Here is a 24,462-nt window from a genome sequence, read left to right as displayed (position 1 = left end):
TCGGAATGAATGTGCCTATTCGGGCCAAGGGTGATGCTCAGGCTCCAGCTCCATCCTTTAGCTTTCGCTACGGCGATGAACTGATCGCCTTCGAGCGTGTCGTGCGGCCACAAGCCTTCGGCAAGGTGCTTATCAAGGTGCATCCCGATTGCCGTGTCGTCGTCTCTGCACCGCTTGAGGCTGACAACGATGCGGTGCTCTCGGCAGTCAGGAAGCGCGGACGCTGGATCTACGAGCAGTTACGCGACTTTCGCCAGCAGTTGGAGCACGTCACCCCACGCCAGTACATCAGTGGGGAGAGTCACTATTATCTCGGCAAGCAGTACCTGCTCAAGGTGATAGCGGCACCTGATGCCGTGCAGGGGGTCAAGATGCTACGCGGCAAGCTGGAGGTGTCGGTCAGGAGTCCCGTCACTGATAGCGCAAAGAGCGCCGGGAAAGTCCAGGCTCTGCTGGCTGACTGGTACAAGGCCCGTGCCAAAGAGGTGTTTGCCAGACGCCTCAACGCCATGCTCGATCAGGCCATCTGGGTCACCGAGCGTCCACCACTGCGCATCCTGACCATGCAGACCCAGTGGGGGAGTTGTTCCCCCCATGGCCGGATCACGCTCAACCCCCATCTGGTCAAAGCGCCCCGAGAGTGCATCGATTACGTGATCCTGCACGAGCTCTGCCATATCGCCGAGCACAACCACAGCGAGCACTTTTACCGGCTGATGAGTCAGGTGATGCCAGGTTGGGAAAAAACCAAAGAACTGCTGGATGGCATGGCGAACCGCTTGTTGACGTGAGTTATCTGATCGTCAGTCACCTACAGCCCGGCAGGCACCCCCTTGTCGGGCTGTTTTTTTGGTGTGGATGCAGTGACAAGGCCACCCCTGCGGGTGGCCTTGTCGTTTGTGGCGCCCGCAGACGGTTGATCAGGCGCGCCGCCTCGATGGCGGCGATATCTATCTTGCCCATCAGTATCCTGGCCTCGAACGTGCGTCTGGCGGCAGTATCCGGTTGTGCTTTCTCCCCGGGCCATGACCGTCTCTTCGCCGCGAGTTAGACTCAAACCAGGGGTGGCCGGGTGGCGGCCATGCATGGAGGCAAGGGGATGAAGCGGCGGCAACATGGCCTGATCCTGGGGCTGGCACGGGTGGGGGATGTCTCCTTCATCTCGATCAAGGCGGTCGGCAGACTCAGTCATGAGGACTATCTGGCCATCACCCCCATGCTGGAGGCGGCCCTGAATCGGGTCGAGGGGCAGGGAGTGAGGGTGCTGCTCGATGCCCGTGAGCTGGAGGGGTGGGAGCTGCGCGCCGCCTGGGACGATCTCAAGCTTGGGCTCAAACATGGCCATGCATTTGGCAAGATAGCCCTCTATGGCCAGCCGGGCTGGCAGGGACTGGCGGCCCGCGTCGGCGGCTGGTTTATCTCGGGGGAGGTGCGGGCCTTCGAGGAGGAGTGCGCCGCCATCGACTGGCTGACGCAGTAACGCTCGCCCACTCTTTCGCCCTCTTTTTGTGAACGAACAGGAGCAGACCATTGGACAACAGCGAACGATTCTCGACCCGGGTCGAGGCCTATGCGAAGTATCGACCCGGCTATCCGGCCGCCATGCTGGACTTTCTGGCAAGCGAGCTTGCCATGGGACCCGAGGCCCAGGTGGCCGACATAGGGGCGGGCACCGGCATACTGACCGCCCTGCTCGCCCCCAGGGTGGCGCGGGTGTGGGCGGTGGAGCCCAATGACGGAATGCGCGCCGCCGCCGAGGCGCTGCTGGCGGGGGTCGGCAACGTCGGCTGGTCCCGCGGCAGCGCCGAGGCCACCGCTCTGGCGGCGGGCTCGGTGGATCTCATCACAGTGGCCCAGGCGTTTCACTGGTTCGATCGGGCCGCCTTCAAGGCCGAATGCCGGCGCCTGCTCAGGCCCGGTGGCCGGGTCGCCCTCATCTGGAACGACAGGCTGTGCAATACCCCCTTCCTTCAGGCCTATGAGGCGGGGCTGCGGGCCTACTCGGCAGACTATGAGGAGGTGAACCACCGCAACTTGGGGGAGGCGGATTTTCGGGCCTTCTTCGAGGGGGAGTATCGGCTCAGTCGCTTCGACAATAGCCAGTGGTTCGATCTGGACGGCGTGCTGGGGCGATTCAACTCCTCCTCCTATGCGCCCGTGGCCGGCACCCGGGCCCATGACGAGATGACGGCGCTGATCCGCCGCGAGTTTGACCGCCATGGGGTGAACGGCCAGATTGGCTTCCACTACAGCACCCTGGTCTACAGCGGCCGGGTCGAGGGCGACTGACGCCGCCGGGACGTCCTCCTGCCCGATCTGGGGCCGCCCGGCGCTGATCGTCAGCCTGATTGCATCATGAAAAAGCCCTCGCCGGGTCGGTGAGGGCTTTTTCTGGTCTGCTCACGGGGGGATCAGGTCTTGTCGATGCCAAGCAGCGCCTTGGCCTTGGCCAGGGTATCGACGGACTCCTGATGCCTGCCCGCCTGGTGCAGGGCCTCACCCTCGGCCCTCAGGGTCTTCACCTCGGCCAGCTGCTCGGCGCTGATTGCCGGCCCTGTCGCCAGGGCGTCGTCTATCTGTTTCATGTCGGCCGGGCAGTGAAACGCCAGGGCATTGGCGCTAAACAGCAGGGGGATCAGCCAGTACGCAGGTTTCATGACGTTCTCTCCTTGTGGGTCAGTGGAAGTATAGAGGCCCCTTGCCGGGCGCTCCTCTTCCCTGACTCCGGCCGCCACCCTGGAGACGAAAAACCCTCGCAGGGCGAGGGTTTGAGAGGGGACCTTGGTTGAGGCCTGGATCAGAGCACCATGGCGGCGACCCAGCCAAACAGGATCAGCGGGATGTTGTAGTGGATGAAGGTGGGCACGACGGAGTCCCAGATATGGTCGTGCTGGCCATCCGCGTTGAGACCCGAGGTGGGGCCCAGGGTGGAGTCGGAGGCGGGGGAGCCCGCATCCCCCAGGGCGCCGGCGGTGCCGATCAGGGCGATGGTGGCCATGGGAGAGAAGCCAAATTGCAGGCAGAGCGGCACATAGATGGTCGCTATGATGGGCACGGTGGAGAAGGAGGAACCTATCCCCATGGTGATGAGCAGACCCACCAGCAGCATCAGGAAGGCGGCGACCCCCTTGTTGTGGCCGATGAGGCCGGCGACGGACTGCACCAGGCTCTCGACCCCCTGGGTCTCCTTCATCACGGCGGCGAAGCCGGCGGCGGAGATCATGATGAAGCCGATGAGGGACATCATGCGCACCCCCTGGGTGAAGGCATCCTGACTCTCGCGAAACTTGATGACGCCACCGCAGGTGAAGATGATGAAGCCGGCCAGGGCGCCGAGGACGATGCTGTCGGTGTAGAGCTGCAAGCCAAGGGCGACGGCGATGGCGACCAGGGCGACCCAGATGTGGGTCAGGTTGAGGGTGACCGTCTCCGGCTCGGCGGCCAGGATCTTGGTCAGATCATACTGGCGCGGCTTGCGATAGCTGATGAAGACGGCGACCAGCAGGCCGAGGAACATGCCAAACACCGGCAACGCCATGGCCATGGGGATCTGGCTGTTGACCAGGGTGACGCCATTGTCGATGAGGTTCTTGGCCAGGATGTTGTTGAGGAAGATGCCGCCAAAGCCGACCGGCAGCAGCATGTAGGTGGCGGTCAGGCCGAAGGTGATGACGCAGGCCACCTGGCGCCGATCGATCTTCATCTGCGCCATCACGTGCAACAGCGGCGGGATCAGGATGGGGATGAAGGCGATGTGGACCGGGATCAGGTTCTGGGAGGCGACGGAGACCGCCAGCACAGAGGTGAGCAGCAGGGTCTTGACCCAGAGCACCCGGGAGTGGCTCGCATCCTTGCCGAGCTGGCTTATCACCTTGCGGGCCAGCAGATCCGTGATGCCGGAGCGGGAGATGGCCACCGCGAAGGCCCCCAGCATGGCGTAGGCGAGGGCGATTTCGGCGCCGCCCCCCAGGCCGCCGCTGAAGGTACTCAGGGTCTGTTCGAGGGAGAGGCCGCCGACCAGGCCGCCGACGATGGCGCTGACCGACAGTGAGACGACCACATTGATCCGCAGCAGGCTGAGCACCAGCATCAGCGAGACTGCGATAACAACAGGATTCATGTGACTTCCTTATAATGATGCGTTGTTGTCTGGCGTGTGAAAGGGCGTTAGTTTGCGAAAACTGGCCCAAAAGTCGAGTAAAAATTCACGTAAACCGTTGAATCATGCTGACTGACCGACCTCAAGAAAGGGGGATGAAGCCGCCTTTGCCGGCAGGGTCAGCGCAGCGCTATTGTCCGGATGCCGCCGCGCCCTGGGCGGCCTCATCCACGCCATCTTCGGCCTCGGCCAGGGGCCAGCCCCCCAGTGCCTTCCAGCGATTGACGATATGACAGAAGAGCTCAGTGGTGCGCTCGGTGTCATAGAGGGCGGAGTGGGCCTCCTTGTTGTCAAACGGGATGCGGGCGCTCTGGCACGCCTTGGCGAGCACCGTCTGACCCAGCACCAGGCCCGAGAGGGCGGCGGTGTCGAAGGTGGCAAAGGGGTGGAACGGATTGCGCTTGAGCCCGGCGCGCTCGGCGGCGGCCATGACGAAGCCATGGTCGAAGGGGGCATTGTGGGCCACGACGATGGCGCGGTTGCAATCCTGCTCCTTCATGCCCTTGCGGATCCCCTTGAAGATCTCGGTGAGGGCTTCCTTCTCGTCCACGGCGCCGCGCAGCGGGTTGTAGGGGTCGATGCCGGTAAATTCCAGCGCCGCCTTCTCCAGGTTGGCCCCCTCGAAGGGCGCGACGTGGAAGTGGAAGATCTGATCGGGGATCAGCCAGCCGGCCTCGTCCATCTTGAGGGTGTAGGCGGCAATTTCGAGCAGGGCATCCGTCTTGGCATTGAATCCGGCGGTTTCAACATCGATGACGACGGGGTAAAAGCCTCGGAAACGGCCTTTGAGAGTGTTAACGGCGTCGGTCATGGGATCTCGGTCGGCTTGAAATGAGGCGGCATTATGGCAAAAAAGCGGGCCCTTGTCCCTCCTGCACCGTCATGAGCGAGAGGATGGATGTGATGGGGGGGCTTGTGCTTATAATTGGCCACTTCAACCAAGGATGGGAAGACACGATGAGAAAGCTGGGATTGGCGCACAAGATGGTGCTGGTGGTCTGTCTGCCACTGCTGGCCCTGTTGTTTTTTTCCGGTCGATACGTCTACGAGCGTTACCGGGTCGAGCAGGAGATGAGTCAGGCGCTGGCCTCGCTCCATGTGGTGCGAGAGGCGGCGCAGCTGGCCCATGAGCTGCAAAAGGAGCGCGGCATGTCCGCCGGTTTCCTCGGCTCTGGCGGAGGCAAGTTTCGCGATGCCCTGCCGACCCAGCGCAAGGTGGTCGACACCCTGCTGGTGCGTTTTCGCCAGGATCCCGCCCTGCTGGCGCTGGTGCAGGTGCAGCAGGAGCTGGCGGGCCTGACAGCCATCCGCGAGCGGGTCGATGCCCTGGGGGTCGAGGTGGCGGAGCAGGTCGGCGTCTATACCCGCCTCATCACCCGGCTGCTGGCGGTGGTGGACGGGGTGAGCCTCAACAGCCAGGACGCCACCATAGCGCTGCAGACCAATGCCTACGCCGCCTTCTTGCAGAGCAAGGAGCGGATGGGGCTGGAGCGGGCCACACTGAGCAATGTGTTCGCCCGCGACAGCTTCACCCCGGCGCTGTTGCAGCAGTTCATCTCCCTGCTGGCGGCCCAGCAGACCTATCTCGAACGTTTCCAGGCGGTGGCGAGCCCGGCTCAGCGCCAGCTGCTGGCCGACAGCCTGGCCTCGCCCGTGGTGGCCAAGGTGGCTGCCATGGAGACCCTGGCGCTGGACAAGGCGGCCAGCGGCGGGTTTGGCATCGATGCCGAGGCCTGGTTTGCCCTTAGCACGGACAAGATAGCCCTGCTCAAGGAGAGCGAGGATCGCCTCTATCAGCAGCTGTTTGACCGGGTCGAGCAGATGCGGGCCCAGAGCGCCAGGGATCTTGGCTGGGCCGCCTTCGGGGTGCTGCTGTGCGTGGTGCTGACCACCCTGGTCTGCTGGCGGGTGGTGCGGAGTCTGCATCTGGGGTTCATGGCGCTGCACCAGACCTTCAAGGGACTGGTGCAGGATAACGACCTGACGGTGCGGGTCGACTGGCACGCCGGGGACGAGCTGGGGGCCCTGGCGCGGGATCTGAACCACTTTCTCGCCCATCTCGAAGGCTTGCTGCTGGCGGTGCGCCGCTCCTGCGAGGTGCTGGCCCGCAGCGCCGCCGCCTCGGCCGGCGTGATAGCGGAGGTCAATGCCGGTGTGGCCAGAGGCTTTGGCCAGGTGGATCTGGTGGCGACCGCCGCCACCGAGATGGCCTCGACGGTGGCCGAGATAGCGCGCAATGCCACCCAGACCTCCCTGGCGACCCAGCAGGCCATCGGCCGGGCCCATCAGGGGGACAAGGAGGTGGTGCAGACCATAGATGCCATCGAGCAGGTGGCGGGCACCCTGGTCGATACCCGGCAGCTGGTGGACAATCTGCAGGCAGAGACGGAGTCGGTCGGCGAGGCCTTGAGCCTCATCAAGCAGATCTCGGATCGCACCAACCTGCTGGCCCTCAACGCGGCCATAGAGGCGGCCCGTGCCGGTGAGTCCGGCCGTGGCTTTGCCGTGGTGGCCGAAGAGGTGAGGGCCCTTGCCTCGCGCACCCAGCAGGCGGCGGATGACATAGCGCAGATGCTGACCCGCCTGCGCCAGGGGGCCCTCCAGGCGGTGACCGCCATGCACCTGGGCAGCGAGCAGGCGGGCCTGAGCGTGACCGAGGCCAGGCGGGCGGGGAGCGAGCTGGGTTACATCGTGAGCGAGGTGAGCAAGGTGAGCGACATGAGCGCCCAGGTGGCCACCGCCACCGAGCAGCAGCGCTACGTCACGGACGACATCCAGCACAACGTGATGACCATTCGGGAGGTGTACGAGGCCCATCGCCAGCACTCCGACATGCTGCAGCGCAACAGCGCCGAGCTGGATCAGCTGGCCCGCGAGCTGGCGGGGCGCATCGCCAGCTTCAAATTGATGGAGACCCCCCGCTGAGGGTTTTGCCCTAAAGCTTGTCCTGCCTCTGCCGATAGATAATCCGAGATGGTATGGAGGGCAGGCAGTTGAACGCTTGGATTGTGGGATTGGTCGGCATGTCGGTGAGCATGCAGTTGCAGGCGGGGGTCACCGAATTCGGTGCCGGCCTGGATCAATCCGTCTGGCGCCTGACCGCCGACAGCCAGATCGAGTGCCGCCTGGAGCACCCCATCCCGGGGTGGGGCACCGGGGCCTTCGTCACCCGGGCCGGGCGCAAGATCAACCTCGACTTCGAACTGAGCGGCCTGCGCCAGCAGGCACAGACCCAGACGGTGAGCCTGGGCAGCATGCCCCCCAGCTGGCGTCCGGGGCTGGCCGGGCGCGACATCAGTCAGATCCGCTTCTTCAAGCAGTTCGATGGCCTGGTGGATGGCCAGACCGCCTGGACCATGCTCGACGAGCTGGAGAGCGGCCGCATGCCCACCTTCCAGTACCGGGACTGGTATCGCCAGAACCGGGCGGTGCGGGTCTCCCTCTCCAGCGTCAACTTCCGGGTCAAATACCAGGCCTTCATGGATTGCCTGAACGGCCTCTTGCCCTACAGCTTCAACGACATCGCCTTCAGCGTGCTCACCTATGACAAGAACAGCGATCGCCTCTCCGCCGCCTCACGGCGCCGCCTCGCCATGATAGGGGAGTTCATCAAGGCGGACAGCACCATAGACGTGGTGGTGATCGACGCCTACAGCGACAGCTATGGCGGGCGCTGGCCGAACCAGAAGCTCTCCGAGAAGCGGGCCGACGCCATCAAGAAGGTGTTCCTCGACCTGGGTCTGGAGGAGGGCAAGATCTCGGTGGAAGGTCATGGGGAGAAGCAGCACGTCGCCTCCAACGAGACGGAGGAGGGGCGAGCCAAGAACCGGCGCGTGGTGATCAGCATGGGGCGTAGCGGTGCCATCTGACTGTCCTGACCGCCGCCATCAGAGATGAAAAAAGAGCGCCCTGGCGCTCTTTTTGATGGGAAGGGGCGCCGGTCAGACGCTCTCCCCCAGGCCGTGGCCGGCATCTTTCTTGGCGATCAGCTCAATCTTGTAGCCGTCGGGGTCTTCCACGAAGGCGATGACGGTGGTGCCGCCCATGACGGGACCCGGTTCGCGGGTGATCTTGGCGCCGGCGGCGCGCAGGGCGTCGCAGGTGGCATAGATGTCGTCCGCTTCCAGGGCGATGTGGCCATAGGCCGAGCCCAGCTCGTACTCGCTCACGCCCCAGTTGTAGGTCAGCTCGATGACCGCCTCGCTCTTCTCGTCACCGTAGCCGACGAAGGCCAGGGTGTACTTGTACTCGCTGTTCTCGCTCTTGCGCAGCAGGGTCATGCCCAGCACGCGGGTGTAGAAGTCGATGGAGCGTTGCAGATCGCCCACTCGCAGCATGGTATGCAGCATTCTCATTGCTCAATTCTCCGGGTTGGTGATGGGTACAGCCTTCAATCTAGGTCGTGAGGCTAACGGTTGAATATCAGGACCGCCGTCAGCTCTCCGGGTAGACCTTCTCTTTGTATTCGCACAGATCTTCGATGATGCAGGAGCCACAGCGCGGCTTGCGCGCCAGGCAGGTGTAACGCCCGTGCAGGATCAGCCAGTGGTGCACATCCAGCTTGAACTCGGCCGGCACCACCTTGAGCAGTTTCTCTTCCACCTGATCCACGTTCTTGCCCACCGCCAGGCCCGTGCGGTTCGACACCCGGAAGATGTGGGTATCGACGGCAATGGTGGGCCAGCCAAACGCCGTGTTGAGCACCACGTTGGCGGTCTTGCGCCCGACGCCGGGCAGGGCCTCCAGGGCCTCGCGGTTCTCGGGCACCTCGCCGCCATGGCGTTCGAGCAAGATGGCGCAGGTCTTGATGACGTTCTCGGCCTTGGTGTTGAACAGGCCTATGGTCTTGATGTACTCCTTGAGGCCATCGACCCCGAGGGCCAGGATGGCGGCCGGGGTATTGGCGACCGGATAGAGTCTGGCGGTCGCCTTGTTGACCCCCACGTCCGTGGCCTGGGCCGACAGCAGCACGGCGATCAGCAGCTCGAACGGCGTGCTGTAGTTGAGCTCTGTCCTGGGCGCCGGATTGTCTTCCCGCAGCCGGGTCAGGATCTGGCGGCGCTTGTCGTTGTTCATCTCTTGCTCACACTCTGTCGTTTCTATAGCTCGGTGGCGCGGGCGCCCGGCGCCGGCACGCGGCCAGGGGCCTGCTCGGTCGCCTGCTTGCGTCCCAGCCAGTCGTTGATGGCATTCTTGGCGGCGATGAGCAGCCCCAGGCCAAGGAAGCCCCCGGGAGGCAGGATGGCCAGCAGCAGGGCGGACTCGTGGGAGAAGATCTCGATGCGCAGGGATCGGGCCCAGTCCCCCAGCAGCAGCTCGGCGCCGTCAAACAGGGTGCCCATGCCGATGATCTCGCGCATGGCCCCCAGCAACAGCAGCACCAGGGTGAAGCCCAGCCCCATCATCAGGCCGTCGAGGGCCGCCAGCAGGGGAGGCTGCTTGGAGGCGTAGGCCTCGGCCCGGCCTATGATGACGCAGTTGGTGACGATGAGGGCGATGAAGATGCCAAGGGCCTGATAGAGGCCATAGGTGTAGGCGTTCATCAGCAGCTGCACGCAGGTCACCAGGGAGGCGATGATCATCACATAGATGGGGATGCGGATATCCCGCGGCACCCAGTGACGCACCAGGGAGACCGCCAGGTTTGAGCCTATCAGCACCGCCATGGTGGCCAGCCCCAGCCCCAGGGCATTGGTGAAGGTGGAGGAGACGGCCAGGGTGGGGCAGAGCCCCAGCACCTGTACCAGGGAGGGGTTGTTCTTCCACAGGCCCTGGAGCATCAGCTCCTTGATCTCGCCCGCTTGGGGTTGATGATTCATGGGTTCTCTCCGGCCCCGTCGCAGGGGGGCGCATCTTGCAACAAGGCAGGGTGAGTCTGTTGCAAACGCAGCAGGTTGGCAACCGCCTTGACCACGGCCCTGGGGGTGATGGTGGCGCCGGTGAAGGCATCGAAGTCACCGCCATCCTTCTTGACCGCCCAGCTGGCCTCGTTGTCTTGGGTGAGGAACTTGCCGACGAAGCTCTCAATCCAATCCGATTTTTTCAGCTCTATCTTGTCGCCAAGGCCCGGGGTCTCGTTGTGGGCCAGCACCCGCACCCCCTGGACCTTGCCGCCGGCATCGGTGCCGACGATGAGGCGGATGGCGCCGCTGTAGCCATCGGGCGCCACCGTCTCCATGGCGTAGCCGGTCACCTGGCCGGCCAGGGTGGCGGTGTAGAGGGGCATGGGCTGGCTGGTGCCGAGCAGCGGGCTGCTGACCCGCTTGCAACTGGCCACCAGATCGTTGTCATAACTGCCCACCGGCAGCAGGGCGCTCAGGGTATTGAGCTTCTCCCGCTGCTGCTGGTGGGCAATCTTGTCCTGGGTCAGCAGATGGGTCGCCACCACGACGCTGGTGCAGACGAGGGCAAACAGCGCCAGGGTGAGGCCATGGTTGCGCATGCTGGTCAACATAGGGGCGCTCCTTGGGAGAGGGGAAAAACACGGGTCACTTGCGACGCTCCCCATTGGATGTGGAACGGGTCAGGCTGTCTATCCACGGGGATACCCAGAGGTTGGCCGACTGCACTATGTGGGCGTTGGGCCTGGGACATGGTTGTCACTTGCGACGCTCCCCATAGGATGTGGGACGGGTCAGGCTGTCAATCTCCACGGGGATACGCAGAGATTGGCTGACTGCACTATGTGGGCGTTGGGGATGGAATACGGCTATCACTTGCGACGCTCCCCATAGGATGTGGGACGGGTCAGGCTGTCTATCATGGGGACGCAGAGGTTGGCCAGCAGCACGGCGAAGGCGATGGCGTCCGGATAGCCGCCGAAACGGCGAATGAGGTAGATGAGCACGCCGATGAGGGCGCCATAGATGAGGCGGCCCCGGGCCGTGGTCGAGGCGCTGACCGGATCGGTGGCGATGAAGAAGGCCCCCAGCATGGTGGCGCCGGAAAACAGGTGGAACATGGGGGTGGCGGTGGCGTCCGGGCTGATGAGATAGCCCAGGGTGGCGGCGGCAAACAGGCTGGCCAGCATGGCCACCGGGATGCGCCAGGCGATCACCCTCTGTTGCAGCAGGAAAAGGCCGCCCAGCAGGTAGCCCAGGTTGACCCAGCTCCAGCCGATGCCGCCCCATCCCTCGAACACGGAATGCGTCATCACTTCGCTGGCGGTCAGCCCCTGGCCCAGTCCCGTCTTGAGGGTATCGAGCGGCGTGGCCATGGTGAGGCCATCCACCCCCTGCTTGAGCTGGGTCATGCTGTAGCCGTCCAGGCTGAAGCCGGTGAAGATGGTGGAGACGGCATCGCCAAAGCCGATGCCGTAGGCGGCGATGTCGGACGGCGGCAGCCAGCTGGTCATCTGCACCGGGAAGGAGACCAGCAGCAGCACATAGGCCACCATGGCCGGGTTGAACAGGTTCTGGCCCAGGCCGCCATAGAGGTGCTTGGCGATGATGATGGCGAAGGCGGTGGCGACCAGGGTCATCCACCAGGGCAGCAGGGGCGGCAGGGCCAGCCCTATCAGCACGGCGGTGAGCAGGGCACTGCCATCGAGCAGGGCGGGCTTGATCGGCCGGGCGCGCAGGCGCAGCACCAGGGCCTCGCAGCCAAGGGCGGTGACCGCGGCCAGGGCTATCTGGATGACGGAGCCCCAGCCGAAGAACCAGATCTGGGCGGCGAGCCCGGGCAGGCAGGCCAGGATCACCAGCAGCATCAGAGTCTGGGTCTGCTTGCGGTTGTGGGCGAAGGGGGCGCTCGCGATAGTGAACATGACTCAGGTATCCCTCTTGCTGTCAGCCGGGCTGACCGTCTCGTTGTCTGTGGTGGCGCCCGCGAGGGCCGCCTTTCTGGCCTTGGCTTTTGCCACGGCGGCGGCAATGGCGGCTTTCCTGGGGTCGACCTCGGGGGCGGACTCGGCGCCAGGGGCCGTTTCGGCGCAGTGCTGTGCTGCGGGGGCCTCCTTGGCCTCGGCCGCCTTTCTGGCCTTGGCTTTTGCCACGGCGGCGGCGATGGCGGCTTTCCTGGGATCGGGCTCTGCGACCGGTTCGCTCGGCGCCTCGCTCGAGGCGATGGGCGCGGCGGTTGAGTCGCCTGCAACCTGGTCCCCGGCGCTCTGGGCGGCCTTCTTGGCCTTGGCGCGGGCGATGGCGGCGGCAATGGCCGCCTTCTTGGGGTCAACCTCGGGGGCGGACTCTGCGACCGGTTCGCTCAGCGCCTGGCTCGAGGCGATGGGCGCGGCGGTTGAGTCGCCTGCGGCCTGGTCCCCGGCGCTCTGGGCGGCCTTCTTGGCCTTGGCGCGGGCGATGGCGGCGGCAATGGCCGCTTTCTTGGGATCGACCTCTGAGGCGGGCTCGACGACCGGCTCACTCGGCGCCGCGCTCGAGGCGATGGGCGCGGCGGTTGAGTCGCCTGCGACCTGGTCCTCGGCAGCCTGGGCGGCCTTCTTGGCCTTGGCGCGGGCCAGGGCGGCGGCAATGGCCGCCTTCTTGGGGTCGATCTCGGGGGCAGATCCCGTCACCGGCTCGCTCGGCGCCTCGCTCGAGACGAGGGGCGCGGCGGTTGAGTCGCCTGCGGCCTGGTCCCCGGCGCTCTGGGTGGCCTTCTTGGCCTTGGCGCGGGCCAGGGCGGCGGCGATGGCGGCCTTCTTGGGATCCGGCTCCTCGGATGGGGCGGGCTCTGTCATGGGGGAGTTGACCTCGGCCGCCTTGGCGGCGCGGCGTGCCAGGGCCTCCTGCTTGCGGGCCTCCCGGGCGGCGGCCATGGCCGTGTTGTCCGGGGCGCCTTCGATTGGGGTCGCTTGCTGTTTTGCCTTGAGCCGGGCGAGGGCGGCGGCCACGGGATCTTCCCCGGTGGCGGCCGTCATGGCCTGGCGGCGCTGGGCGGCGGCCTCGGCATGGCGAGCCTCGCGGGCGGCCTTGTCCCGCTCGAAGCGGGCCTGCTTGGCCTCGAAACGCAAGCGGGCGCGTTCGGCCTTCTCGGCCTCCTCTCGGGCTTCGCGGATGTCGTCCTTGGCAATCTTGTAGTACTGCACCAGGGGGATCTGGCTCGGGCAGACCCAGGCGCAGGCGCCGCACTCGATGCAGTCGAACAGGTTGAGCTTCTCTGCCTTGTCATACTCCTTGGCCCGGCTGTACCAGTAGAGCTCCTGGGGCAGCAGGGTGGCGGGGCAGGCGTCGGCGCAGGCGCTGCAGCGGATGCAGGACTGCTCCGGCTCGGGTGGGGGCAGCTCAGCCCGGGTCGGGGCGAGCAGGCAGTTGGTGGCCTTGACCACGGGCACCATGGCGTGGGGCAGGGTGAAGCCCATCATGGGGCCCCCCATGATGACCCTTTGTCCCGGCTCCGGCTGCAACTCGAAGCGCCCCAGCAGCCAGCGCACCGGAGTACCGAGGCGTACCCAGGCGTTGCCCGGCTGCTTGAAGGCGTCTCCGGTGAGGGTGACGATGCGCTCGATGAGCGGCTCGCCATCGACGATGGCGCGCTTGATGGCGAACACGGTGGCGACGTTGAGTACCATGATGCCGATATCGACCGCCCGGCCCCCCTTGGGCACCTGACGACCGGTCAGCAGCTCTATGGTCTGCTTGGCGCCGCCCGAGGGGTATTTGGTGGGGACCTCCCGCACCAGGATGTCCTCTTCGCTGATCTGCTGGCGCAAGGCCTTGGCCGCGGCGGGCTTGTTGTCCTCGATGCCGATCAGGCAGAGCTTGGGCTTGAGCAGGTGCTTGAGCACCCGGATACCCTCCAGGATCTCGTCCGCATACTCCTGCATCAAACGGTCATCCGTGGTGATGTAGGGCTCGCACTCCAGGCCGTTGATGATGAGGATCTCGGTGAGCTGGCCGTGGCCATCGAGCTTGCTGTGGGTGGGGAAGACGGCGCCACCCAGGCCCGCTATGCCGGCACCTTGAATGCGCTCGAGCAGGCTGACCCGGTCGAGATTCCAGTAATCGGGCTGGGGCTGGCGCTCGCACCAGGCGTCCTCCCCGTCGGGGATCAGGGTGATGCAGAGATCGGAGAGGCCGGAGGGGTGGGCGACCGTGTGCTGGCCGATGGCGCTGATGACCCCTGAGCTGCTGGCGTGGACCGGCACGAAGCGGCCCCGCTCGAAGGCGGTGAGGGGCTGGCCCTTCTTCACCTTGTCTCCCACCTTGACCAGCAGTTCGCCGGCCAGGCCCGCGTGCTGGCGCACCGGAATGATGAGTTCGGGGGGCAGCCCCGCCTGCACCACGGGACTCAGGCTGGATTGCTGCTTGTTCTCGGGGGGATGGATGCCGCCATGAAAATCCCACAGGGCCCCGGCCTTGATGCGTTCGATTACAGACTGCATGACTACTCCACCATCTTGACCGGGATAACGACACTGTTGAGATCCCACTTCCAGTTATCGACCGTGGTGGGGACCGGGATCATCTCGATGCAATCGGTGGGGCAGGGATCGACGCAGAGGTCGCACCCGGTGCACTCATCGGTGATCACCGTATGCATCGCCTTGGTGGCGCCGACGATGGCGTCCACCGGACAGGCCTGGATGCACTTGGTGCACCCTATGCACTGATCCTCATGGATGAAGGCGACCTTCTTGATGGGCACGGCGGCGTGGCCGTCCCCCATGGCCAGGGGTTCGACCCCCATGAGGTCGGCAATCTTGCGCATGGTGGCATCGCCACCCGGGACGCACTTGTTGACGGCATCGCCATTGGCGAGGGCCTCGGCATAGGGTTTGCAGCCCGGGTAGCCGCATTGGCCGCACTGGGTCTGGGGCAGCAGGGCGTCGAGCTGATCGACGATGGGATCGGCCTCCACCTTGAACTTGATGGCGGCAAATCCCAGGATCAGGCCGAAGGCCAGGGCCAACAGCGCCAGAACCAGGATGGCAAACAATAAGTGAGTCATAGCGCTATATCTTGATGAGGCCGGTAAAGCCCATGAAGGCAAGGGACATCAGGCCTGCGGTGATCATGGCGATGGATACGCCACGAAACGGTGCCGGGATGTCGGCGGCCACCAGGCGCTCACGCATGGCGGCAAACAGCACCAGCACCAGGGCGAAACCGGCGGCGGCGCCGAAGCCGTAGATGATGCTCTGGATGAAGTTGTGGCGCTCGTTGATGTTGAGCAGCGCCACCCCCAGCACGGCGCAGTTGGTGGTGATGAGGGGCAGGAAGATGCCGAGCAGGCGATAGAGGGTCGGACTGCTCTTGCGCACCACCATCTCGGTAAACTGCACCACCACGGCGATGACCAGAATAAAGGCCAGGGTGCGCAGGTAGCCAACCGAGAGCGGCAGCAGAATATAGTGTTCCACCAGATAGGAGCAGGCGCTGGCCAGAGTCAGCACGAAGGTGGTCGCCAGCCCCATGCCGATGGCGGTTTCCAGCTTGCCCGAGACCCCCATGAAGGGGCAGAGGCCGAGGAATTTCACCAGCACGAAGTTGTTCACCAGCACGGTGCCAATCAGTAAAAGCAGGTACTCAGTCATCAGAATTTGGATTATCCGCTGTGAAGGCGGGCGGTATTATCTGATGTTAGGGGGTCAGAAACAACCGCAAGCCCGCAGGGTTATTAGTGAATTGTCCAACCCTGGGGGGCGGGGACGGGTCCCTTGAGGCCATCGCCCCCGACGAGACACCGGGGTGGCGCCTCGTCGGGAGTGATTCATATGGAGAGGTTTTTGACCGTGTCGGAGACGGAGTTGGCGTCTTCGATGATCTCCTTGATGACGGCGGAGACGATGTTGGCCTGCTCCTGCCCGGCCATCGCCTTGTCGGACACCACGCTGACGGTCTGGGTGATGGTGGAGGTGATCTGGGAGTTGAGCTTGATGACGGAGACGATCTCGTTGGTGGAGGAGGAGGTTCTGGCCGCCAGCTGCCTCACCTCGTCGGCGACCACGGCAAAGCCCCGTCCCTGTTCCCCCGCCCGGGCCGCCTCGATGGCGGCATTGAGGGCCAGCAGATTGGTCTGATCCGCGATGCCGCTGATGGTGGAGATGATGGACTCTATGCTCCTGGACTGCTGGTTGAGCCGCTCTATCTGCTGGGTCACCTCCTCGACCGAGCTGTTGATGTGCCGGGAGGTGTCCAGCACCTTGTCGATCACCTCTCGCCCCTTGTCGGCGCTGGCGACCGTCTCGCTGGCGATGGCGCAGGCCTTCTTGGCCGCCTCGCGCACCGAGAGGGCCTGCTCGACCCGCTCCGTGATGTCGCTCGCCAGCTTGATGATTTTCACCACCTTGCCTTCGTGGTTGAAGATGGGGTTGTAGGTGGCCTCCAGCCAGATCTTCTGACCCTGGTGCCCCAGGCGCATGAAGAGGCCGGACTGGATGTTGCCCGTGCCCAGGTCCCGCCAGAAGTGGGGGTGCTGGCGATAGAAGTCCTCATCGCAAAACAGCCGGTGATGCTGGCCCGTCACCTCCTCGAGCCGGTAGCCAAAGCAGTGGAGGAAATTCTGGTTGGCGGTGATGACGGTGCCGTCCGGCTGAAAGTCGATGACGGCCAGGGACTTGTCCAGGGCGGCCAGCAGCGCCTGGCTGCGCTCCAGGGAGGATTGCTGCCGGGTCACGTCCGAGGCGACCTTGGCGATCCGCACCACCTTGCCCTCGACCACGATGGGGAAATAGGTGGCCTCCAGCCAGATGGCCTGGCCCGATTTGGCCTGGCGGATGAAGCGGCCGCTGCGAAAGGTGCCCTTGCGCAGATCCTGCCACAGGGCTTCGTAGTCGCGGGTCTTGACGTCATCGGGGAAGCAGAGGGTGCTGTGGTGCTGCCCCAGCACCTCGTCGCGCCGATACCCCATGATGGCGAGGAAGCGATCGTTGACCAAGGTGACTATGCCGTCCGGGGTGAACTGGATATAGGGCGCCTGGGACTGGATCGCCTGCTCGAAGGCGTCCAGCCCGGCGACTCTTGCGGTTTCTTCGCGTTGTTCATTGCTGTCCGTGTGTTTCCAAAACATGTGGCGCTCCTCCGTGAGACCCCTTTGACGCTTTGTTCTGACGATATCCGACCGGCTCAATACTAGTACAACTACCTCGCCGACAGCAGAGGGTAATTGGGGGTAATGCGCTGTTTTCATGTTGTTTATGTCCGCTTTACCGGCAAGTGGCACGGCCGCGATCGGGGGTGGCGCCAGGGCGGCCGAGGGATGGACCAGCCTGCCGAGATCCGGATCGCCCCTCCCGGGGCCCCCTTTTTTGTCTATTTTCCCGGCCGTTCAACACATCAGAGCACCTTATCTCGGCAAGATGAGGTATCTTATGCCCGATTTCATCCATCAAACGGATAAGAGAAAACACATGATCATCAAACCCAAGGTTCGCGGCTTTATCTGCACCACCACCCATCCGGTTGGCTGTGAAGCCAATGTTCGCCGTCAGATTGCCTACACCCAGGCCAAGGGCACCATCGAGAATGGGCCCAAGAAGGTGCTGGTGATCGGCGCCTCCACCGGTTACGGCCTGGCTTCCCGCATCGCCACCGCCTTTGGCTCCGGCGCCGCGACCATAGGTGTCTTCTTCGAAAAGCCGAGCTCCGAGACCAAGACGGGCTCCGCCGGCTGGTACAACTCCGCCGCCTTCGACAAGGCCGCCAAAGAGGCGGGCCTCTACGCCAAGAGCATCAATGGTGATGCCTTCTCCCACGAGTGCCGCGCCAAGGTGATCGAGCTCATCAAGCAGGATCTGGGTCAAATCGATCTGGTGGTCTACTCCCTGGCCTCCCCGGTGCGCAAGCTGCCGGACACCGGTGAAGTGGTGCGCTCCGCCCTCAAACCCATCGGCGAGACCTACACCACCACCGCCATCGATACCAACAAGGATCAGATCATCACCGCCACCGTCGAGCCGGCGAACGAGGAAGAGATCCAGAGCACCATCACCGTCATGGGCGGCCAGGACTGGGAGCTGTGGATGTCTGCCCTGCGCGATGCAGGCGTGCTGGCTGACGGCGTCAAGTCCGTGGCCTACTCCTACATCGGCACCGATCTGACCTGGCCCATCTACTGGCATGGCACCCTGGGGCGCGCCAAGGAAGATCTGGACCGCGCCGCCACCGCCATCCGTGGCGATCTGGCCGCCAAGGGCGGCACCGCCCACGTGGCCGTGCTCAAATCCGTGGTGACCCAGGCTTCTTCCGCCATTCCCGTGATGCCGCTCTACATCTCCATGGCCTTCAAGATCATGAAGGAGAAGGGCATCCACGAGGGCTGCATGGAGCAGGTGGATCGCATGATGCGCACCCGTCTGTACGGCGCCGAGCTGGCGCTCGACGATCAGGCCCGTATCCGCATGGATGACTGGGAACTGCGGGACGACGTGCAGCAGACCTGCCGCGATCTCTGGCCCTCCATCACCACCGAGAACCTCAGTGAGCTCACCGACTACACCGGCTACAAGCAGGAGTTCCTGCGCCTGTTCGGTTTTGGTCTGGACGAGGTGGATTACGATGCGGATGTCAATCCGGACGTGAAGTTCGACGTGATCGAGCTGTAAGGCTTTCGCCTTCGCCATGAGAAAGGGCCCCGTCTGCTGCAGACGGGGCCCTTTGCTATCCGGCCTGGCCCCTGCGGGAGAGGCCGCCAGCCAGAGAGGCTCCCGCGGGAGCCTCTCTTTGTCATGCCGGTGGTTGCAATCTTACTGCTTGTAATCTTTCAGGAAGCGGGCGAGGCGGCCGATGGCCTCTTCCAGCTCCTCTTCCCGGGGCAGGAATACCAGGCGGAAGTGATCCGGCGCGGGCCAGTTGAAGCCGGTTCCCTGCACCAGCAGGAGCTTCTCCTGTTGCAGCAGATCGAACACCATCTTCTGGTCGTCGCGGATGTCATACACCTTGGGGTCGAGGCGCGGGAACATGTAGAGCGCCCCTTTGGGCTTGACGCAGGAGACCCCCGGGATCTCATTGAGCAGCTCCCACGCCTTGTCCCGCTGGCGGCGCAGGCGCCCGCCCGGCAGGATCAGTTCGTTGATGCTCTGGTAGCCGCCGAGCGCGGTCTGGATGGCGTGCTGCATGGGCACGTTGGCACACAGCCGCATGGAGGCCAGCATCTCCAGCCCCTCAATGTAGCCCCTGGCGCGGCCCTTGGGCCCGGTGATGACCATCCAGCCCTGACGAAAGCCGCAGGCACGGTAGGCCTTGGAGAGGCCGTTGAAGGTGACCACCATGACGTCGTCGCACAGGGTGCAGACGCTGGTGTGGGAGATGTCGTCGTAGAGGATCTTGTCGTAGATCTCGTCGGCGAAGATGATGAGGTTGTGCTGGCGGGCGATCTCGATCACCTCCAGCAGGAACTCGCTGCCGTAGACGGCGCCGGTCGGGTTGTTGGGGTTGATCAGCACCAGGCCGCGGGTGCGCGGGGTGATGCGGGCGCGGATGTCGTCCAGATCCGGATACCAGTCGGCCCCTTCATCGCAGCGGTAGTGCACCGCATGGCCACCGGAGAGGGTGACGGCGGCGGTCCAGAGCGGGTAGTCGGGGGAGGGCACCAGCATCTCGTCGCCGTTGTTGAGCAGCGCCTGCATGGCCATCACGATCAGCTCGCTGGCGCCATTGCCGATGTAGATGTCGTCGATGTCGACCTTGCGCATCCCCTTCTGCTGGTAGTACTGCATCACCGCCTTGCGGGCAGAAAACAGCCCCTTGGAGTCGCAGTAGCCCTGGCTCTGGGGCATGTTGAGGATCACATCCTTGATGATCTCCTCCGGCGCTTCGAAGCCGAACGGAGCCGGGTTGCCGATGTTGAGCTTGATGATGCGGTGGCCTTCGTCTTCGAGACGGCGAGCCTCTTTATGCACCGGGCCGCGAATGTCATAGCAGACATCGTCGAGCTTGTGCGACTTGTCGATGGTGAACATAGTGAACGAGATCCCCTGGGGCGCGTTGGCGAAAAAGGCGATTTTTAGTATCAAATTTCTTTGCCTCTATTCTTCACAGAATTGAATGCTAGAACAATCTTCTTTTTAGAATAATTCCCTGATTTTTAGCATTCAAACAGGGTTGCTGTTTTGTTAAATTCAGCATGATCGTTTGCTCGGTGGCGACATAACCAGTGAAAGATGAGGGAAGGCATTGATATCAACAGCGAGTGTGTTGAATTAGCGCGTGCTTATGGCACGATTGGCTTGCGTGAAAAACGCTCGTTTTCCCCCCTGGCGGGCTCTGGCATCATCAGTCGGGCGGGCAGGTACAGGCGGGCCACGGGGCCCTGGAGATGGACTGGGAGATGGGAATGGATCAGGAACAGCGGGGCCCCTTGCCGGGCCCGGGGCGTTATCGTCACTGCAAGGGGGGATTTTATCGGGTGCTGACCCTGGCCCGGCACACCGAAACCGGGGAGGCCCTGGTTGTCTACCAATCCGAGCAGGATGATGCCGTCTACGCCCGCCCGCTCACCATGTTCATGGGGAGCACAGAGTATCAGGGGCAGGTGGTGAGCCGTTTCACCCGGGTGGCGTAAACCCGGACGCCGGCATAAGAAAAGGCGCTCTGGGCGCCTTTTTCATGGACAGCTGTCTGGTCACAGGCCCAGGTGGGCGCTGGCATAGGCCTCAAAATCGGTGCAGCCGCCGATGTGCTGCTCATCCAGGAAGATCTGCGGCACTGTGGTGACGGGTTTGCCCGCCTTGGCGGCCAGATCGTCCTTGGTGAGCCCGGCCACGTTGATATCCACGTAGTTGAAGTCAAAATCGTCGCGCGCTTCGCGCAGTTGCTCGGCCAGCATCTTGGCGCGCACGCAGTAGGGGCAACCGGGACGACCATAAATCTCTACAAACATTTTTCTCTCCGTTAGGTAAGGCCGTTGAGACGAGGCGGGTGACAGGATAGCCTCGGCTTCTGGCCAGTCAAAGCTGAAAATTCCGATACGCCTGTTCGCGGTGCTCGATTGCCCGTGTCCATCACTGCCCGGCGATTTGGGATTGACTGCCCGGCTATCTGGATAGGCTGCTGCTGGTAGATGCTCTCCAGCACCCCTTTCTCGAACAGGGTTCAGGGTGATGGGGCCGCCTTGCTGGCAAGGCGGCCCGTGCCCATTACTGCCCGGCGATCTGGATGGGTTGCTGCTGGTAGATGCTCTCCAGCACCCCTTTTTCGAACACGGTCCAGGGCCAGGGCGCCTTGCTGGCGCGATAGCGCTCGTGGGTCGCCGGATCCTGGGAGAGGCCGCGCTGGAACATCACGAAGGCCTTGCGCTGACCGCCCGCGGTGTCGATGAAGCCGGCCAGGTTGGAGGTGCCGGTGATGGTGCCGGTCTTGGCATGTACCTTGTTTTTCATCATGGGGGCGGTGACGCTGCGCCGCCAGGCCAGGGTGCCGTCCACCTGGGAACTCGGCAGCAGCTTGATGAAGTCGAGCTCGGCGTCGTTCTTCTGGATGAAGCTGAGCACCGACAGCATCTGGCGCGCGCTGATGAGGTTGTGGGCGGAGAGCCCGGAGCCGTCGGCCAGGGTGGCGTTGCCCAGGTTGATGCCGTGCTTGGTCAGGATGGCACGCACCGCCATGGTGCCGCTGCGATAGCTGCCCGGCTTGTTGTAGTAGTGACGGCCTACTGTCTTCAAGAAGGTATCGGCATAGGTGTTGTCGGATTTTTTCAGCATCCTGGCCAGCATCACCGGCAGGGGGGCCGAGGCGTGGGTCGCCAGGGTCTCGGCGCCCTGTGGGGCCTTGTGGGTGACCCGCAGCAGGCCATCATGCCGGATGCCGGCCCTGTCCATGGCCCAGCGGATGTTGTCCCAGCCCCAGGCCTCCACGTCGTGGATGGCAAAGCGCAGCCCCTGGGGCTCCTTGCTTGGGGTGATGCAGCCCTTGAGCTCGTAGTGATTGCCCTTGGCCATGTCCACCTCCAGGGCGCAGAACTGACGTGCCATGTCGCCATAGCTCATCACCTCCACGTTCTCGGCGCTGATGCTGATGGGCACCCCTGTGGCCACGTTGCCGGTGGCGGGCCTGCCTATCTGGGTGGCGGTGATGGTGCCGTAGGCGCAGTTCTTGTCGATGATGACCGAGGAGACGGGGGCGGCGAAGCAGAGGGTCTGATCCCCCCAGGACCAGCCGTTGCCGCGCTCATAGCCGTTGTAGGCGCCGGTGTTGACGTAGACGTTGCCCTGAATGCGGGTGACGCCCAGCTGCTTGAACAGGGCGAGCAGATCCATGCGCGACAAGGTGGGGTCGCCGACGAAGTTGATCCAGAGATCCCCATTGAGGGCGTTGCCCTGCCGGGCGCCGGGTTTGGCCTGGATCTCGGTACTGAAACGAAAATCGGCCCCGAGCTCGAGGCGGGCCGCCAGGGCGGTCAGCACCTTCATGGTGGAGGCGGGGGCTATCATGTCGTCGGCGTGACGGGCGAACTCCACCCCGTTGTTGCCTTGCACTATCACGGCATATTGGCCGCCCTGGGGCGGGGTCAGCGGGGCGGCCTGGGCCGCCAGGGAAACGAGAGCACACACACCTATCAAGAGCCGCTGCATAACATCCTCTAACGTAACGAAGGGGCTGGCACTGGAAGGCCAACCCTGAAAACCAAGATATTCATCTGTTTGGGCCAGACACCGTCCTAGCCAGGGGCGTTGGCGGTGCGGTAGCGGCCGTCGTAATCAAAAATCTTCTCTTTCACCTGCCAGAAACGCCCCGACTTGCGGGCGATGACGAAATCCGGGTGGCGAAACTGGCGCTCTGCCGCCAGCACGCTCGCCAGGGTGGTGAATTCGGGCTCCAGGCTCGGGGCGGGCCAATGATGACGCACAAAGCGTTGTTGAAACAAGCGTTGCGCCCCTTGAGTGTGGAAAGAAAAGTACTCCATCAGGGTGAGGCCATCCTCGTCGTGATAGGTCACCTCCAGCCGCTCCCCCTGTTTGCCACGCCCGGCGGCCAGGGTCAGCCCCGCGCAGCGGATCACCATGCAGTCCTTGAGATTGAGGGCCTCCTTGAGCTTGTCGTCCGGATCCACCAGCAACTGATCGCAGTGCTGGCAGCGGCGGGCGGCGATGTCGTTTTCGCTGCCGCAACCGGGACAGATCTTGGCGCGAAAGCGGTAGTCGCACTCCTCGCGGTGGCCCTCGTCATCCTCAAACAGCCCCTGACAGCGGCGGCCGTAGTGCTCGACTACCTTGCCCTCTTCGTCGGTCTTGCCCCAGAAGGTGTTGGCAAAGCCGCAGGCGGGGCAGGGCACCTGCACCGGTTCGGTGCCGGCGTGGGGCCTGGGTTCCCCCACCTCGGGGGCGAACAGGTTGAAGTTGTTGCCGGCGTAATCGAGTACCAGGCAATCGGTCTTGCCCGGCGAGAGGCGAAGGCCCCGGCCGACGATCTGCTGGTAGAGCGAGACCGACTCGGTGGGCCTGAGCATCACGATGAGGTCCACATGGGGGGCATCGAAGCCGGTGGTGAGCACCGCCACGTTGACCAGAAACTTGATTTCCCGCCCCTTGAAGGCGTTGATGAGGGCATCGCGCTCCGGGCCCGGGGTCTCGCCGGTGACGAGGGCAGCGCGCTGGGATTGGGCGCTGAGCAGCCCCTGGATTTCCCGGGCGTGCTCGACGGTGGCGGCGAAGATCATCACCCCCTGCCGCTCGCGGGCATACTCCAGTACCTGACTCACTATGTGGGGGGTGACCCGCTCCTGGCGCCTGAGCTCGCCATTGAGGTCCGCCTCGCTGAACAGGCCGTTCTCCCGCGCCACCAGCTTGCTGAAGTCGTAATGGACTATGGGGGCATCGACCATGCGCGGCGGCGTCAGGTAGCCATTTTTCACCATGAAGCGCAGGGGCAGCTCGAACACGCAGTCGCCAAACAGCCGCTCGCCGTGGCTCTTGACCATGCCGTGGTAGTGACGCCGGTAGATCCAGCCCAGACCCAACCGGTAAGGGGTGGCGGTGAGGCCCAGGATCTTGAGGGCCGGGTTGGCGGCTTTCAGATGCCCGATCACCTGATGGTACTGGCTGTCGTCATCAAGCGAGACCCGATGGCACTCGTCGATGACGAGCAGGGAAAAGGCACCATCGAAGGCATCCAGGTTGCGGGCCACCGACTGCACCGAGCCGAACACCACCTGGGCGCTCGCCTGCTTGCTGTTGAGGCCGGCGGCGAAGATGTCGGCTTTGAGCCCCCAGGCCTCGTACTTGCCGTGGTTCTGCTCCACCAGCTCCTTGACGTGGGCCAGCACCAGCACCCGGCCGCGGGCCTTGCGGGCCAGCTCGGCGATCACCAGGCTCTTGCCCGCACCGGTGGGCAGCACCACCACGGCGGGATCCGGGTGCTGGCGAAAATGGCGGATGACGGCGTTGACGGCGTCGGTCTGGTAGGGTCTGAGAACGAACATGAGGGCGT

The 24,462-nt window shown here is 64.1% G+C and carries 23 protein-coding genes; 7 read left to right on the top strand and 16 right to left on the bottom strand.

What is annotated here, in order from left to right; all coding sequences use genetic code 11:
* Positions 1-5 precede the first annotated feature (5 nt).
* The 3 genes from ACLHZ1_RS13515 to ACLHZ1_RS13505 all read left to right on the top strand — a co-directional run bounded on the left by ACLHZ1_RS13515 (position 6) and on the right by ACLHZ1_RS13505 (position 2,289).
* A complete protein-coding gene (locus tag ACLHZ1_RS13515) occupies positions 6-791 on the top strand; it encodes a M48 family metallopeptidase (protein ID WP_427262507.1) in 786 nt (261 codons plus the stop codon).
* Between the two features lie 308 nt (positions 792-1,099).
* Positions 1,100-1,480, top strand: a complete 381-nt coding sequence (locus ACLHZ1_RS13510; RefSeq protein WP_427262506.1) for an STAS/SEC14 domain-containing protein — start codon at positions 1,100-1,102, stop codon at positions 1,478-1,480.
* A gap of 50 nt (positions 1,481-1,530) precedes the next feature.
* Positions 1,531-2,289 carry a class I SAM-dependent methyltransferase gene (locus ACLHZ1_RS13505; protein WP_427262505.1) on the top strand — a complete coding sequence of 253 codons (759 nt, stop codon included), beginning with the start codon at positions 1,531-1,533 and terminating at the stop codon, positions 2,287-2,289.
* A gap of 122 nt (positions 2,290-2,411) precedes the next feature.
* Here the strand turns inward: ACLHZ1_RS13505 and ACLHZ1_RS13500 are convergent, their stop codons facing one another.
* From ACLHZ1_RS13500 to rnt, 3 genes are all read right to left on the bottom strand, one after another.
* Positions 2,412-2,657 carry a hypothetical protein gene (locus tag ACLHZ1_RS13500; RefSeq protein ID WP_041999532.1) on the bottom strand — a complete coding sequence of 82 codons (246 nt, stop codon included), beginning with the start codon at positions 2,655-2,657 and terminating at the stop codon, positions 2,412-2,414.
* A gap of 140 nt (positions 2,658-2,797) precedes the next feature.
* Positions 2,798-4,120, bottom strand: a complete 1,323-nt coding sequence (locus tag ACLHZ1_RS13495; RefSeq protein ID WP_427262504.1) for a Na+/H+ antiporter family protein — start codon at positions 4,118-4,120, stop codon at positions 2,798-2,800.
* A 169-nt stretch (positions 4,121-4,289) separates the two neighbouring features.
* Complete coding sequence (rnt, locus tag ACLHZ1_RS13490; protein ID WP_427262503.1) at positions 4,290-4,970, bottom strand: ribonuclease T; 681 nt, start codon at positions 4,968-4,970, stop codon at positions 4,290-4,292.
* A 146-nt stretch (positions 4,971-5,116) separates the two neighbouring features.
* Here rnt and ACLHZ1_RS13485 point away from each other — a divergent pair, with 146 nt between their 5' ends.
* Positions 5,117-7,084, top strand: a complete 1,968-nt coding sequence (locus ACLHZ1_RS13485; RefSeq protein WP_427262502.1) for a methyl-accepting chemotaxis protein — start codon at positions 5,117-5,119, stop codon at positions 7,082-7,084.
* Between the two features lie 68 nt (positions 7,085-7,152).
* The gene (locus ACLHZ1_RS13480; RefSeq protein WP_209434923.1) at positions 7,153-8,028 is read left to right on the top strand and encodes a flagellar protein MotY; all 876 of its coding nucleotides are present in this window, start codon (positions 7,153-7,155) and stop codon (positions 8,026-8,028) included.
* Between the two features lie 72 nt (positions 8,029-8,100).
* Here the strand turns inward: ACLHZ1_RS13480 and gloA are convergent, their stop codons facing one another.
* The 9 genes from gloA to ACLHZ1_RS13435 form a co-directional block, all read right to left on the bottom strand.
* A complete protein-coding gene (gene gloA, locus ACLHZ1_RS13475; RefSeq protein ID WP_427262501.1) occupies positions 8,101-8,514 on the bottom strand; it encodes a lactoylglutathione lyase in 414 nt (137 codons plus the stop codon).
* A gap of 79 nt (positions 8,515-8,593) precedes the next feature.
* Positions 8,594-9,235, bottom strand: a complete 642-nt coding sequence (gene nth / locus ACLHZ1_RS13470) for an endonuclease III (RefSeq protein WP_408796994.1) — start codon at positions 9,233-9,235, stop codon at positions 8,594-8,596.
* 23 nt (positions 9,236-9,258) lie between these two features.
* Entirely contained in the window at positions 9,259-9,978 is a 720-nt protein-coding gene (locus ACLHZ1_RS13465; protein WP_427262500.1) for an electron transport complex subunit E, read from the bottom strand.
* Positions 9,975-10,613 carry an electron transport complex subunit RsxG gene (rsxG, locus tag ACLHZ1_RS13460; protein ID WP_427262499.1) on the bottom strand — a complete coding sequence of 213 codons (639 nt, stop codon included), beginning with the start codon at positions 10,611-10,613 and terminating at the stop codon, positions 9,975-9,977. The genes ACLHZ1_RS13465 and rsxG overlap by 4 nt, the downstream gene beginning before the upstream one ends.
* 258 nt (positions 10,614-10,871) lie before the next feature.
* Positions 10,872-11,924 carry an electron transport complex subunit RsxD gene (rsxD, locus tag ACLHZ1_RS13455; protein ID WP_427262498.1) on the bottom strand — a complete coding sequence of 351 codons (1,053 nt, stop codon included), beginning with the start codon at positions 11,922-11,924 and terminating at the stop codon, positions 10,872-10,874.
* 3 nt (positions 11,925-11,927) lie between these two features.
* Positions 11,928-14,480: an electron transport complex subunit RsxC gene (gene rsxC, locus ACLHZ1_RS13450; RefSeq protein WP_427262497.1), complete on the bottom strand. Its 2,553-nt coding sequence runs from the start codon at positions 14,478-14,480 to the stop codon at positions 11,928-11,930.
* Between the two features lie 2 nt (positions 14,481-14,482).
* Complete coding sequence (gene rsxB / locus ACLHZ1_RS13445) at positions 14,483-15,046, bottom strand: electron transport complex subunit RsxB (RefSeq protein ID WP_408797000.1); 564 nt, start codon at positions 15,044-15,046, stop codon at positions 14,483-14,485.
* A 4-nt stretch (positions 15,047-15,050) separates the two neighbouring features.
* Complete coding sequence (rsxA, locus tag ACLHZ1_RS13440) at positions 15,051-15,632, bottom strand: electron transport complex subunit RsxA (protein WP_005909250.1); 582 nt, start codon at positions 15,630-15,632, stop codon at positions 15,051-15,053.
* 176 nt (positions 15,633-15,808) lie between these two features.
* Positions 15,809-17,107: a methyl-accepting chemotaxis protein gene (locus ACLHZ1_RS13435; RefSeq protein WP_427262496.1), complete on the bottom strand. Its 1,299-nt coding sequence runs from the start codon at positions 17,105-17,107 to the stop codon at positions 15,809-15,811.
* A gap of 340 nt (positions 17,108-17,447) precedes the next feature.
* Here ACLHZ1_RS13435 and fabV point away from each other — a divergent pair, with 340 nt between their 5' ends.
* Positions 17,448-18,641, top strand: coding sequence for an enoyl-ACP reductase FabV (gene fabV, locus ACLHZ1_RS13430; protein ID WP_427262495.1), 1,194 nt, complete (start codon positions 17,448-17,450; stop codon positions 18,639-18,641).
* A gap of 141 nt (positions 18,642-18,782) precedes the next feature.
* Here fabV and ACLHZ1_RS13425 read toward each other — a convergent pair whose 3' ends face one another.
* On the bottom strand, positions 18,783-19,997 hold the full coding sequence (locus ACLHZ1_RS13425; RefSeq protein ID WP_427262537.1) for a pyridoxal phosphate-dependent aminotransferase: 1,215 nt from the start codon (positions 19,995-19,997) through the stop codon (positions 18,783-18,785).
* Positions 19,998-20,371: 374 nt separating this feature from the next.
* Here ACLHZ1_RS13425 and ACLHZ1_RS13420 point away from each other — a divergent pair, with 374 nt between their 5' ends.
* Complete coding sequence (locus ACLHZ1_RS13420) at positions 20,372-20,599, top strand: DUF1653 domain-containing protein (protein ID WP_408797004.1); 228 nt, start codon at positions 20,372-20,374, stop codon at positions 20,597-20,599.
* Between the two features lie 60 nt (positions 20,600-20,659).
* Here ACLHZ1_RS13420 and ACLHZ1_RS13415 read toward each other — a convergent pair whose 3' ends face one another.
* The 3 genes from ACLHZ1_RS13415 to ACLHZ1_RS13405 all read right to left on the bottom strand — a co-directional run bounded on the left by ACLHZ1_RS13415 (position 20,660) and on the right by ACLHZ1_RS13405 (position 24,454).
* Entirely contained in the window at positions 20,660-20,917 is a 258-nt protein-coding gene (locus tag ACLHZ1_RS13415) for a GrxA family glutaredoxin (protein WP_408774053.1), read from the bottom strand.
* A 256-nt stretch (positions 20,918-21,173) separates the two neighbouring features.
* Positions 21,174-22,607, bottom strand: a complete 1,434-nt coding sequence (gene dacB / locus ACLHZ1_RS13410; protein WP_427262494.1) for a D-alanyl-D-alanine carboxypeptidase/D-alanyl-D-alanine endopeptidase — start codon at positions 22,605-22,607, stop codon at positions 21,174-21,176.
* Positions 22,608-22,693: 86 nt separating this feature from the next.
* Positions 22,694-24,454, bottom strand: coding sequence for a DEAD/DEAH box helicase (locus tag ACLHZ1_RS13405; RefSeq protein WP_427262536.1), 1,761 nt, complete (start codon positions 24,452-24,454; stop codon positions 22,694-22,696).
* Positions 24,455-24,462 lie beyond the last annotated feature (8 nt).

The organism is Aeromonas sobria (assembly GCF_050266975.1).
GTDB classification, from domain to species: Bacteria; Pseudomonadota; Gammaproteobacteria; order Enterobacterales; family Aeromonadaceae; genus Aeromonas; species Aeromonas sobria_B.
This window is presented reverse-complemented; position numbering and strand designations above follow the sequence as displayed.